Source organism: Microcoleus sp. Pol14D4 (genome assembly GCF_036701245.1).
Classification (GTDB): domain Bacteria; phylum Cyanobacteriota; class Cyanobacteriia; order Cyanobacteriales; family Microcoleaceae; genus Microcoleus.
In genome coordinates this window covers 1-14,225 of the sequence record NZ_JAUBQM010000113.1, presented here as the reverse complement: position 1 = coordinate 14,225, position 14,225 = coordinate 1, and the positions used below count along the sequence as shown (strand labels likewise).

The 14,225-nt window shown below is 42.5% G+C and carries 4 protein-coding genes and 2 pseudogenes; 4 read left to right on the top strand and 2 right to left on the bottom strand.

Annotated features, from left to right (window positions below; translation table 11 throughout):
- Positions 1-76: 76 nt before the first annotated feature.
- The 3 genes and pseudogenes from QUA33_RS25835 to QUA33_RS25825 form a co-directional block, all read left to right on the top strand.
- Positions 77-880, top strand: a pseudogene (locus QUA33_RS25835) (sensor histidine kinase); the annotation flags it as partial.
- Between the two features lie 74 nt (positions 881-954).
- Entirely contained in the window at positions 955-6,819 is a 5,865-nt protein-coding gene (locus QUA33_RS25830) for an AAA family ATPase (RefSeq protein ID WP_333152361.1), read from the top strand.
- Between the two features lie 161 nt (positions 6,820-6,980).
- Positions 6,981-12,359 (top strand): AAA family ATPase, encoded by a 5,379-nt coding sequence (locus QUA33_RS25825; RefSeq protein WP_333152358.1) that lies wholly within the window; start codon positions 6,981-6,983, stop codon positions 12,357-12,359.
- A 150-nt stretch (positions 12,360-12,509) separates the two neighbouring features.
- Here QUA33_RS25825 and QUA33_RS25820 read toward each other — a convergent pair whose 3' ends face one another.
- Together QUA33_RS25820 and QUA33_RS25815 are read right to left on the bottom strand one after the other, a co-directional pair.
- Positions 12,510-12,845 carry a transposase gene (locus tag QUA33_RS25820; protein WP_333152356.1) on the bottom strand — a complete coding sequence of 112 codons (336 nt, stop codon included), beginning with the start codon at positions 12,843-12,845 and terminating at the stop codon, positions 12,510-12,512.
- Between the two features lie 262 nt (positions 12,846-13,107).
- Positions 13,108-13,581 (bottom strand): helix-turn-helix domain-containing protein, encoded by a 474-nt coding sequence (locus tag QUA33_RS25815; protein ID WP_333152354.1) that lies wholly within the window; start codon positions 13,579-13,581, stop codon positions 13,108-13,110.
- A gap of 440 nt (positions 13,582-14,021) precedes the next feature.
- Here QUA33_RS25815 and QUA33_RS25810 point away from each other — a divergent pair.
- A pseudogene (locus QUA33_RS25810) lies at positions 14,022-14,225 on the top strand (serine/threonine protein kinase); the annotation flags it as partial.

Below are 14,225 nucleotides of genomic sequence, written 5' to 3'. Positions count from 1 at the left end.
TATCCTTGCTCTTCGCTGTGCTTATCTCAACGGTCAACTTTCACTTTGATGTATTTGCCAAACTGAGATGCACCCAAAGATGTCGGCCTTGGGAAACTTAGTTGCTGGCGTTGCTCATGAAATTAATAACCCTATCGGCTTTATTGCGGGCAATTTGAATGAAGCTAAGTCCACAGTTAAAGACTTAGTGGATCATCTCAACCTCTATCGCGATCGCGCCCTAGAAACAGAGATTGCCGACCATGCCGAAGATATCGATTTAGACTATATTATCGAAGACCTGCCCAAAATCATCGACTCGATGCAACTGGGATGCGATCGCATTAAAAGTATCAGCACTAGCCTCCGCACGTTTTCTAGAGCTGACAAAGACTACAAAGCGCCCTTCAACATCCACGAGGGCATAGACAGCACGATCTTAATTCTCAAATATCGATTGAAAGCCAACGATCGGCGACCCGCAATCGTTGTAGTGAAAGACTACGGCAATATTCCCGAGATCGAATGCTTCCCCGGACAGCTAAACCAGGTGTTTATGAACATTATGGCCAATGCGATCGATGCCTTAGATGAGTCAAATATTGGGCGGACTTTTGCCCAAATCAAGGCTAACCCTAATCGGATTAAAATTATAACCTCCGCGGACAATCAAGAGGTAAAAATCACCATTGCTGATAATGGTCAAGGGATGAGTGAATCAGTCAAACAAAAGATTTTTGACCATTTATTTACAACGAAAGCTGTAGGGAAAGGCACGGGGTTAGGATTGGCGATCGCTCAACAAATCGTTACAGAAAAACATGGCGGTTCCATCCACGTTAACTCGATACTAGAAGAAGGAACTGAATTTATCATCACTTTACCTTTTGCGGCAAAATAAAACCGTTAATTTTCCCTAGCATCCAGACTCATTTAACCCATGACTCACCCATCAATTCTCAAATAAAAACGGTCATGAATAACTCTCACCAAAACACCAACTCTCCCACAACCGTTCAAATTCCTAACTATCAAATTCTTGAAACAGTTTATTCAGGAAGTCGGACTTTAGTATATCGAGCTATCCGTACATCAGACCAATTACCTGTCGTCATAAAACTCCTAAAAAACAACTATCCCACCTTTAGCGAACTGGTACAGTTTCGCAATCAATACACAATTGCTAAAAATCTTAATTCACCTCTGATTATTCAAACTTATAGCCTAGAAGTCTACCAAAATGGCTATGTGTTAGTCATGGAAGATTTTGGGGGTATTTCTCTTCAAGAATGGGCACTGAAAGGAAAAAAACGACTCTCGTTGAGGGAGTTTTTACAGATCGCGATCGCCCTCTGCAATACCTTAGATATACTGTATCGCGAACGCATCATTCATAAAGACATCAAACCCAGTAATATTCTCATCAATCCGGAAACGAAAAAAATCAAATTAATTGACTTTAGTATCTCATCATTGCTACCCAGAGAAACACAAACACTACTCAATCCCAATGTGTTAGAAGGGACACTGGCTTATATTTCTCCAGAACAAACAGGTCGAATGAATCGGGGACTGGACTATCGGACTGACTTTTATTCTTTAGGAATCACTTTCTACGAATTACTCACCGGAGAATTACCTTTTGACTCCAACGATCCAATGGAAATCGTCCATTGTCATATTGCCAAAGCATCGCCATTAGTCCATGAAATTAATTCAAAAATTCCTCCTGTTATCTCAGAAATTGTTAACAAATTGATTGCCAAGAATGCTGAAAATAGATATCAAAGTGCATTAGGACTAAAATTAGATTTAGAAAATTGTTTAACTCAACTTCAAGAAAGCGGTCAGATTGAATACTTTGAAATTGGGCGACGGGATCTGTGCGATCGCTTTCTCATTCCCGACAAACTTTATGGACGAGAAGCGGAAATAGAAACCCTACTCCAAGCATTTGGACGAGTCGCCAATGGCGCATCTGAGCTAATGCTAGTAACTGGCTTTTCGGGGATTGGCAAAACAGCAATTGTCAATGAAGTGCATAAGCCCATCGTGGGATCGAAAGGCTACTTCATCAAAGGCAAATACGATCAGTTTCAACGCAATATCCCGTTTTCTGGATTAGTACAAGCATTCCGCGATTTGATGGGGCAACTGCTGAGTGAAAGCGATGCTCAGTTAGAACAGTGGAAAGCCAAAATTCTGTCTGCTTTGGGTGAAAATGGGCAAGTCTTGATCGATGTAATTCCCGAACTAGAAGAAATTATTGGCAAACAACCATCTGCGATCGAACTTGCTGCTAGTGCGGCACAAAATCGCTTCAATCTACTGTTTGTGAAATTCATTAAAGTGTTTGCCACGCCAGAGCATCCACTGGTGATGTTTTTGGACGATTTACAGTGGGCAGATTCAGCATCCCTCAGTTTGATGAAGTTGTTGATGAGTCAAGCAGAGGGGGGCTATCTATTCATTATTGGTGCTTACCGCGATAACGAAGTTTTTCCAGCCCATCCGCTGATGCTGGCGTTGGAGGAAATCGAAAAAACAAAGGCAATTGTCAACACGATCGCGCTGATTCCGTTAAGTCAATCTGACGTGAATCTTATGATTGCAGACACTTTTAGTTGTGCGATCGAACTGGCACTGCCTTTAACACAGTTAGTCTATCAAAAAGCCAAGGGCAATCCGTTTTTTACGACGCAATTTTTGAAAGCGTTGTATGAGGATGGGCTGATTACATTTGACTGGGAGATAAGTTCCTGGCAGTGTGATGTAGCGCAGGTGCGATCGCTGGCACTCACCGATGATGTTGTAGAATTCATGGCATTGCAATTACAAAAGTTATCGACCGCAACGCAAAACATTTTGAAGCTAGCCGCTTGCATTGGCAACCAGTTTGATTTAGCAACACTGGCAATTGTTTCAGAACAATCGGAAATAGAAACAGCGACAGTGTTGTGGAAAGCCTTGCAAGAAGGACTAATTTTACCCCAGAGCGAAATCTACAAGTTTTATCAAAACTTAGAACTCGACACTCAACATTCAACCCCCAACACCCAACAATGTTACTATAAGTTTTTACACGATCGGATTCAGCAAGCAGCATACTGTTTGATTCCCGAACAGCAAAAGCAGATGACTCACTTAAAAATTGGTCGTCTCTTATTAGAAAATACCGCCTCTGAAAATCTCGAAGAGAATATTTTTACCATCCTCAATCAGATTAATTATGGGGTGAACTTACTGCAAGAAAAATCTGAACGGGAATTGATTGCTCGACTCAACTTAAAGGCAGGTGAAAAAGCCAAAGTTGCTACTGCTTATGAAGCAGCACTCAAGTATTTAAATACAGGTAAGACCCTGTTATCGAGTGAGAGTTGGGAAACTAACTACGCACTGACACATCATCTCTATACAAGTATTTCGGAAGCTGAATATCTCAATGGTAACTACAAGCAAGCGGAAGAATTGATTGCTTTTATCCTCAAAAAATCAGCCTCGATCTTAGACCGCGTGCCCGTATATCGCGTCCAATTACAGTTGTATAACGTACAATCTCTGTATCATGAAGTGATCGAAGTTGGGCTATCCTGTCTGCAAGAACTGAACGTCAATTTAGAAACTAATCCCCCCCAAAAAGAGGAACTTCAAATTGAGAAGTTAAGCCATCTTCCTCTGATGACCGATCCGTATAAAGAAGCAGCAATGGAATTCTTGATGGCTTTAACTGCTCCTGCTTACGTGCAACGGCCTGAATTAATGATGGCTATTATTAACACATTTCTCCATCTCTCCGTTCGATACGGTAATTCTAAGTATTCACCGTATGGTTATTCTCTTTATGGCATGATCCTTTGTGCGACGATGGAAGATATCGAGTGGGGCTATCAATTGGGTCAAATGTCCGTCGATATCATAGAAGAAGTCGGTGCTAAAATATGTACTGCAAAGATTTTGAACATATTTGGCAACTGCATTCGACACTGGAAAAAACCTGCACGAGAAAATATAGATTTAGCAATTGGCGTGCAAGGATTTTCTAGCGGCTTAGAAACTGGAGACATAGAGAATGGTGGATATTCAATTATTCATTATTGCGTGAGTCTGGTGTTTTTGGGAGTGCATTTGCCTGAACTGGAGAAGAAAGTTGACGATTATTTGCAAATTCTAACGCAACTCAAGCATCAATATGCTACAACGATTCTTCAGATCGGTCGCCTGACTATTTTGAATTTGCAGGAAAATGACTTTAGTAAGTTGGAATTGCCTGAATATTTTCAAGAATCTGAACAGTTAGAGTGTGACCTGATTGCCAGTAAAAATTTTACTCCTCTCTTTCTTTTGTATGTCCTTAGAGGTTTGTTTTCGTACTCGATCGGTAAATATCAAGCAGCAATTAATTACCTGAAATTAGCAGAATCTTATGTTGGCAATGCACCGGGATTACTTGCTGTCAGCGAACATAACTTCTACTATTCACTTTCTTTGCTAGCTCTATATCGGGAATTGGAGGAAAATCAACAGATTGAATGCTTGAAAATAGTGGATGCTAACCAGCAAAAAATGAAGATTTGGGTTAATCATGCCCCTGAAAATTTTCTACATAAATATGAGCTAGTAGAAGCAAAAAAAGCCAGCAAGTTCAGTCAAACTTGGCAAGTGGCTGAGTCTTACGATCGCGCTATTGCTGGAGCCAAAACCAACGGCTATATCCAAGTAGAAGCACTCAGCAATGAGCTAGCAGCAAAATTCTACCTCGACTGGAACAAAGAAAAAGTTGCCGCAGCTTATATGCAGGAAGCCTACTATTGCTACGCTCGTTGGGGAGCGACCGCCAAAATTATTGACTTAGAAAAACGCTATCCCCAACTGCTTGCTCCCATATTACAGCAAACCCGTTCTACCTTGTCCACGAATGAAACTATTTTTAGATTATGGAGTGTCTCATCCACCAGTTCCGCTACTTCCAGCAGTAGCAATATCTCTGTGGCTTTAGATTTAGCTGCCATTATGAAAGCTTCTCAAACTCTTTCTGGCGAAATCGAATTGGAAAAACTGCTTTCATCGTTGCTGCATATCGTTATTGAAAATGCGGGAGCCGATAATTGTGTATTAATGCTGAAGGAGTCAAATAATTTACTGATTCGAGCATTAGCAAGGCTAAGCTTAGATAACAATGAGAATGCTAAAGTTTATTTTTCTTCAATGCTGACTAATCCACAGCCTGTTGAAGAGTCACAGAATGTACCAATTGGCTTAATTAATACTGTCAAACGCAGCTTAAAACCTGCGGTAATTTTTAATGCCACCGTGTATCCGCAATTAATTAATGACTCTTACATTCAGCAACACAAACCTAAGAGTATCTTGTGCAGCCCGATTTTGCATCAAGGCAAGTTAATCGGCATTTTATATCTAGAAAATAACTTAGTCACTGGAGCTTTTACTAGCGATCGCGTCGAACTGCTCAATCTGTTATGCGCTCAAGCGGCAATTTCCCTGGAAAATGCCCGACTTTACGAGCAGTCACAAACCTATGCCCAACAGCTAGAGCAGTCATTCGCTAAATTGAGTGAGAGTAACTCTCGCTTTGAGAAACTTGTAGATAATGTTCCTGGTGTTGTTTATCAAGCCTGCTGGACTCCCGATCGAAGCAGATATCTGACCTACATCAGTGCTGAGTGTTACGACTTGTTGGAAGCCACGCCAGAACAGGCGATCGCCAATGTGCACTTTTTCACGGAGATGATACATCCAAATGATGCTGCCAGTTACGAGCAGTCGCTTCTCGACTCAATACAAACATTGACTCCTTTGGAATGGTCAGGACGAATTATTACAGCATCAGGGATTGTCAAGTGGATTCACGCTGAAGCTCGAGTTGAACAACAGGCGGATGGAACTGTGGTTTGGGATGGATTATTGTTGGATATTAGCGATCGCAAACGTGCCGAAGCCGGCATTATCCAAAAATCTCAAGAATTAGAACAAGCCTTACATGACTTGCAGCAAACCCAATTGCAAATGATTCAAAGCGAAAAGATGTCAGCATTGGGAAACTTAGTTGCTGGCGTTGCCCATGAAATTAATAACCCCATAGGTTTTATTTCCGGCAATTTATATGAAGCCAAATCCACCGTTCAAGACTTAACAGAACATCTAGATTTGTATCGCAGCCAAGCCTCTGCTGCCAACATTGCCGATCATGCAGTCGAGATTGATTTAGATTATCTGATCGAAGACTTGCCCAACATGATTGACTCGATGCAATCGGGCTGCGATCGCATCAAAGGTATCAGCACGAGCCTCCGCACGTTTTCTAGAGCTGACAAAGACTACAAAGTTGCTTTTAACATCCACGAGGGCATCGACAGCACGATTTTAATTCTTAAATATCGATTGAAAGCGAACGATGACCGGCCTGCCATTGAAGTAGTGAAAGACTACGGCAATCTTCCGGCGATTGAATGTTTCCCCGGACAGCTTAACCAGGTATTTATTAACATTCTCGCCAATGCGATCGATGCGTTGGATGAATCAAATACTGGTCGAAGTTTTGCAGAAATCAAGGCTAATCCCAACCGCATTACCCTTCAAACCTCCTTAGTAGATAACCGCGTGAAAATTATTATTGCTGATAATGGTTGGGGGATGAATGAATCAGTCAAACAAAAAATATTCGATCACTTATTTACTACGAAAGCAGTGGGGAAAGGGACAGGTTTGGGATTGGCGATCGCTCGTCAAATTGTGGTTGAGAAACACGGCGGTACTATCGAGGTAAATTCTGTATTGGGAGAAGGAACGGAGTTTACAATTTTGTTGCCAGTGAAAGGATAAGACTATCTTGATAGATAAATTTTTTAAAATAAAAAATAAGAGCGGTAGAGTCTGTCTCTTGGGGATCTCGTAGTTCTATTTTCCTCAGACCAAACAAATAAAATGTATAATTAGTTACAATAGTCAATGTCTGAGATAGAGTAATCCAGAGGAGTACCGCAGTGGATTTGACAAACCGAATTTCTGGATATCATCTGGTTGAGCAATTATACTGTGGCTCCAGAACCCTAGTTTATCGAGCTATTCGAGAAACAGATCGGCTTCCGGTTGTCATTAAACTATTAAATCGAGACTATCCCAGCTTCAGCGAACTGCTGCAATTCCGCAACCAGTACACCATCGCCAAAAACCTAAGTCTGCCGGGAGTTGTTAAACCCTACAATTTAGAGTCCTATCGCCACAGCTATGCCCTAGTGATGGAGGATTTTGGCGGTATTTCTCTACGAGACTACGCCCAAGAGGCCTCGCTGACTCTAGCAGAAATCTTGGAAATTGCCATTCAAATAACTGAGATCCTTGACGGATTGTACCGAAACCGAGTCATTCACAAAGATATTAAACCAGCTAACGTCCTCATACATCGCGACAGTAAACAAGTCAAACTCATAGACTTTAGCATCGCCTCCCTACTGCCGAGAGAAACTCAAGAAATTCAAAATCCCAACGTTTTAGAAGGAACCCTCGCCTATATTTCTCCCGAACAAACTGGACGAATGAACCGAGGCATCGACTACCGCACAGACTTTTATTCTCTGGGAGTTACTTTGTACGAACTCCTGACAGGAAAACTGCCATTTGAATGTGACGACCCCATGGAGTTGGTTCACTGCCATATAGCCAAACAACCTCCTGCAATAAACAGCCAAGAAATCCCACAGGTAGTTTCGGATATTGTCATGAAGCTGATGGCGAAGAATGCGGAAAAACGCTATCAAAGTGCCTGGGGATTGAAACATGACTTAGAAAAGTGTTTGCAGCAGTGCCAAGAAACTGGAAACATTGAAACTTTTGAGTTAGGAACGCGGGATATATGCGATCGCTTCCTGATTCCTGAAAAACTCTACGGTCGAGAAACAGAAGTCCAAACTCTGTTGAATGCCTTCGATCGCGTGGCGAATGGCACATCAGAATTAATGCTAGTCGCTGGGTTTTCCGGGATTGGAAAAACGGCTGTAGTCAACGAGGTACATAAACCGATTGTCCGGCAACGGGGCTATTTCATTAAAGGCAAATTCGACCAGTTCAACCGCAATATTCCCTTCTCGGCATTTGTCCAGGCATTCCGCGATTTTATGGCACAATTACTGAGTGAAAGTGATGCCAAAATTCAAGAATGGAAAACTAAAATTCTCGAAGCGCTCGCTGACAGCGGACAAGTCATTATTGAAGTCATTCCCGAACTAGAACGGATTATTGGAACACAACCCCCAGCCCCGGAGTTATCGGGGGTTGCTGCTCAAAACCTCTTTAATTTGCTCTTCCACAAATTCATTGCTGTCTTCACCACAAAAGAACATCCATTGGTGATATTTTTGGATGATTTGCAGTGGGCAGATTCGGCATCGCTGAAGTTAATGCAATTGCTCGTCAATGAGTCGCAATTGGGTTATCTGTTGCTGCTGGGAGCCTATCGGGATAATGAAGTATCACCCAGCCATCCCCTGATGTTGACCCTAGATGAGGTGAGGAAGGCAGGAACCACACTCAACACTATTACATTAGCACCGCTTGGCCTTCTCAGTTTAAATCAATTGGTAGCGGATACGCTAGTTTGTGAGCCTAATTTGGCACAACCGCTGACAGAATTGGTATATCAAAAAACTCAAGGAAACCCATTTTTTTCAACGCAGTTTCTCAAAGCCTTGCATCAGGATGAATTGATTAGTTTTGAGATCCAATCGGGACATTGGCAGTGCGATATTAGCAAAGTGAGAGAGGCAGCGCTCACTGATGATGTGGTACTATTTATGGCGCAGCAGTTGCAAAAAATGCCAGCAACAACTCAAGAGGTTTTAAAATTAGCCGCTTGCATTGGCAACCAGTTCGATCTGGCAACATTGGCAATTGTTGCAGAGAGTTCGGAGACGGAAACCGCAACGGCTTTATGGAAAGCTTTACAGGAAGAGCTGATTATTCCCCAAAGTGAAGTTTATAAATTTTATGTAGGCGCAGAACAGGCGATTTCTGAAGCGACTACTCAAACCGTTGCCTATCGCTTCTTGCACGATCGCGTCCAACAAGCCGCTTATTCTTTGATTCCAGAAAGCGATCGCGCGATCGCCCATTATCAAATTGGGCAATTACTCCTCCAACAAATTTCAGCAGAAGCCAGAGAAGAACGCATTTTTGAATTAGTCAATCAGTTAAATTATGGAACCACACTTGTTGTTGAACAAACCGAACGAGACGACTTAGGCCAACTCAACCTCACAGCTTGCCGCAAAGCCAGAGCCGCCACAGCTTATCAAGCCGCACGCGAGTATGCCACAGTCGGACTGACATTATTAGGATTTGAAGCTTGGCAGCGACAATATGAAATGACCTTATCCCTGCACGAATTAGCTGCCGAGATTGCCTGGTTGTGTGGTGATTTTGAGGGAATGGAGCGAAGGATTGAAGCGACGCTGAACCATGCTAAAACTCCCTTAGATCGGATGCAAATCTATCAAATAAAAATTCAGTCATTGAACTCCCGCAATGAATTTTTAGCGGCGCTCTCGACAGGTAAATCTGTCCTTCAATTGCTAGGAGTCAGCCTGCCTGATAGCCCAACGACCGAGGATATTCAGCAGGCGAGACAGGAAATCAACGCATTGATCGGCGATCGCTCGATTGATGCGTTGATTCATCTGCCGAAGATGACGGATGCTCAAAAGCTTGCCATTATGCAGATTGCTGATAGCATTCTGCCTTCGTGTTACCTGACAGGTTCGCCGCTTTATCCCTTAGTAGTTGCACTACAGGTCAAGCTTTCAATTCAATTTGGTAATAGTCTCTTTTCTCCGATTAGCTATGTTAGCTACGCCTTCCTACTCAATATGCTGTGGCAAGAGATAACACAGGTGCAGCAGTTTGGGCAATTAGCTTATCGCCTGGCATCAGAGCCAGAAGCCAAAAATATCCGAGCTGCAACTTTTAATGTATTTGCGGGATACGTTCATCACTGCGTTGCTCATGTGAGAGAAACGCTACCAATTTTCCAGGAGGGCTATCAAGCGGGAGTGGAAACGGGCGATCTGGAATTCATTGTATACCTCGTACAAATGTTTTCCTTGAATTCCTTGTGGTCAGGGAAACCGCTGAACGAACTCGAACCCCAAATTCGCGCCTACCACCAGCATTTGCGCGACCTCAACATCATCACTACAGCCAAGCATTATTTAATTTACTGGGAAACAGCTCTGATCCTTCTGGGGCGCTCGGAGGATGAGGTTCCTTTACGCAAAGATTCTTATGAGGAAGAATTGGTTTCTCAGGTGCAAGCATCCAACGATATGTTTCGGTTGTGTATCTTTTACCACCACAGATTCGTATTGAACTTCTGGTTGGGAGATCTTGTTAAGGCACAAAAGGATGCGGATCGAGCCAGACAACACCTGACAAGATGTATGGGAACAATTCTCGAACCTGTCTTTTACTTCTACGATTCTCTAACGGCACTTGCTATACAGCATGAAGAATCAACTGCACAGTCGGAAGATCGACTGCATCAAGTGCAAGAAAATCAAGGTAAGTTACAGCAATGGGCCTCTCATGCCCCGATGAATCACTTGCACAAGTGGCAACTGGTGGAAGCCGAACGTTACCGTGTTCTCGATCGATACAAAGAGGCAATTGAGTGCTACGACCTTGCAGTTAAAGGAGCCAAAGAAAACGAATATCTCCAAGAAGAAGCGTTAGCCAACGAATTAGCTGCCAAATTCTACTGGGAATGGGGCAAAGAAAAAGTCGCCGCCAGCTATATGCAAGAAGCGTATTACTGTTATGCCCGTTGGGGAGCACTAGCCAAGGTTGAAGATTTAGAAAAACGCTATCCCCAATTACTTCAGCCTATCCTGAATCAGCCTAAACTCCGCTTTAATCCTCTAGAGACGCTAGCAACAATTAGCCACTCTTCGCAGACTTCCAGTAATAGCAGCACCAGTATTTCCGATGCTTTAGATTTCGCATCTATTGTGCAAGCTGCTCAAGCTTTATCCAGTAAAATTCAGCTTGATGAATTGCTCGACACCCTCAACCAAATTATTTTAAAAACTTCGGGCGCCGAAACTTGTGCTTTGCTACTCCCCCATCAGAAGGAATGGCAAATCCGGGCAATAACTCACATTAATCCAGATAACCAGTTACCCACAACCCTGCTGCAAACCCAACATCTAAATGGCTCGGCGGTGATTCCGCTCAAGCTGGTTTATTATGTCAAACACACCCTGGAAACTGTGGTTATTGAAGGTGGCAAGACCGATATTCCGGGTTTAATGAATGACTGTACGCTCCAGTATCACTCTCAAAGTATGCTATGTACTCCGATTCTCGATCGCGGGAACTTAGTTGCGATACTGTATCTCGAACATAGCTCGACAAAAGGAGTGTTTACTCGCGATCGTCTCCTCGTCCTCAACTTCCTCTGCACTCAAGCTGCCATTTCCCTAGAAAATGCGCGATTGTATCAGCAAGCCCAGGACTACGCCCACCAGGTGGAACAATCTCAACTGCAATTAGTGCAGAGCGAAAAAATGTCGGCTTTGGGGAATTTAGTGGCTGGAGTTGCCCATGAAATTAATAATCCAGTTGGATTTATTTCTGGCAATATTCATGAGGCGATCGCCGCCGTCAAAGATATTACAGAATACTTGCAACTCTATCAAGAAAAATTTCCCAATCCAGGTGAGGAAATTGAAGAAAAAGCTGAAGAGAGCGATATCGAATATCTCTTAGAAGATTTACCCAAAATGTTGAATTCGATGCAAATCGGGTGCGATCGCATTCAAGGTATCAGCACCAGTCTTCGTACCTTTTCCCGCTCCGATAAAGATTACAAAGTTCCTTTCAATATTCATGACGGAATTAACAGTACGATTTTGATTCTCAAACACAGATTGAAAGCGAACGAACAGCGTCCAGCGATTGAAGTTGTCAAAGAGTATGGGAACTTGCCCTCAGTGGATTGCTTCCCCGGACAATTAAATCAGGTGTTTATGAATATATTGGCTAATGCCATTGATGCACTGGAAGAATCTCATCGGGAACCGAGTTTAGAGAAGATTAAAGCCCCAGCCCATTGCATCACGATTCGCACAGAAATAAAGTCTTCTGAGTGGGTGGGGATTCGCATTTCTGACAACGGGCCAGGGATATCAGATGAGATAAAATGTCAGATTTTTGACCACTTATTTACTACCAAGGGAGTAGGAAAAGGCACGGGGTTGGGATTGGCGATCGCACGGCAGATTGTAGTTGAGAAACACGGCGGTACAATCGAGGTAAATTCTGTAGTTGGAAAAGGGACGGAGTTTACTGTATCATTGCCGATGAAAGGATAATACTAGGGAAGATCTCATATTGGTAAAAACACTTCTTCTGGCTCCTTCCTTCTTCTTCTTTCCTCCTGCCTTCTGCCTCCTCTCTCCTGCCTCAAAATTTCAATTTTTGGCTGGGTTGCTTTCATTGAGATACTCCCTAATACCATTTTCTTAAAGTCTTGCTACAGATATGGCTTCTAAAATGAACTTCCATCCCGTCAAAGAAGCAATTACTTGATTCGTTAACTTTTCTAACTCTTTTTGCAGCGCAGCTCTTAACTCTTCTATTTGTTCAAATCTCAACCATTTCAATTGTTCTTTTATGTACCCCCACAGTCTTTCTATTGGGTTTACTTCCGGACTGTAGGCGGGTTGAAATAGTAAAATAACGTTTTCTGGTATACTGATATTTAAAGAGTTATGAAACCCTCCATTATCAACTTGAATTAGATGTAAATCCTCCGGGTACTCACTAGCAAAAAGATCTAAAAATTTCTCAAAGCACACTGTATCTAAATGACTAAACTCATAAATAAAACAAACTGGCTCCTGTTAGCGGCTCTACTGAACCATACAACCACAAATAAGTAAAGTCCCATTGTACTTTGCCTTGCGGTTTTATGCCGTAATCGGTTAGCTTTCTTCTTTGAATTGTATGTAACCCCATTCGACTTTCGTCTTGACTCCAATACCGTTTTTTTTCCATTGTTTGAAAAAGCTCTGACTTTTACTCAGACTGGCTTTAATTAAGATTGGCAGTTTTTTTTAACTATTCTACTGCTCCTGATTTCTGCTTTTCACTCACAGGACGTGGAACTTTTAATTTGACTTTAAGGCGATATCTTACCCATTGATGCACTGTCCGATATGCCACAGGAATGTCACAACAGCTTGTCAACCATTGATGTACTTCTTTGTAGCTACTGAATCCTTCTACTTGGTTTAACTCTTCTGATAATTTCTCTACAATTTCGGGATTCATTATTCTGGGTCGACCCGGACGAGGTTTCTGGCATAAGAATTCTTCTATTCCCCCAGTTCTGTAGCTAGACAACCATCTTTGTATGGTGGTACGATGCTTACCTAAGCGCACCGCAGCAGACAAGATACTATCCACTCTTTGGGTTTTGAGCCAATACAGAATCAGCAGTTTTTCGTGGCGCACAGCATCTTTCTCTAGACCCAGCAAAGTTTTCAGTTCTGCTGCGGTCTCTCGAATTACAATTTTGGCAACTCCTGACACTGTTTTGACCTCTATTTGGCTACTAAATTGCAAAATGCACCTCTACTAACTGTAGCACTGTTTTATGAAGTTGGTATAAGACTATCTTGATAGAGCGCCATCTTTCTGTTTAAAAGTGAAAAATCATAACAGCGGTAGAGTCGGTCTGTTGGGGATATTGTAGTTCTATTTTCCTCAGACTCGACCAATAAAAGTGTATACTTACAATAGTTCGGACAGTTTTTATATAGCCCAATAGCTTATGCTCGCTTGACTTCGCAGCCCCTGTGGATAATTAAATGTAAGTCAGCTCTACCCCAGACTTACATTTAATTCGACTTTTTTATGCTCCTTGCCCCGCGTAAGCTTGTAGTATCCTTCCAAAAACTGTGCGGAGTATTTATTGATACTTAGTTACAAGAGTCAATGTCTAAGATGGAGTAATCCAGAGGAGTAGCGCAGTGGATTTGACAAACCGAGTTTCAGGATACGATCTGGTTGAACAATTATACTGCGGTTCGAGAACCCTAGTATATCGAGCCAGCCGAGAAATAGATCGGCTTCCAGTTGTCATTAAACTATTAAATCGAGACTATCCCAGCTTCAGCGAACTGTTGCAATTCCGCAACCAGTACACCATCGCCAAAAATCTACGTCTGCCGGGA

Bases quoted from the DNA above. Each gene is read 5' to 3' on its own strand.
- QUA33_RS25830 (WP_333152361.1), top strand. From the start codon at position 955: ATGAATAACTCTCACCAAAACACCAACTCTCCCACAACCGTTCAAATT.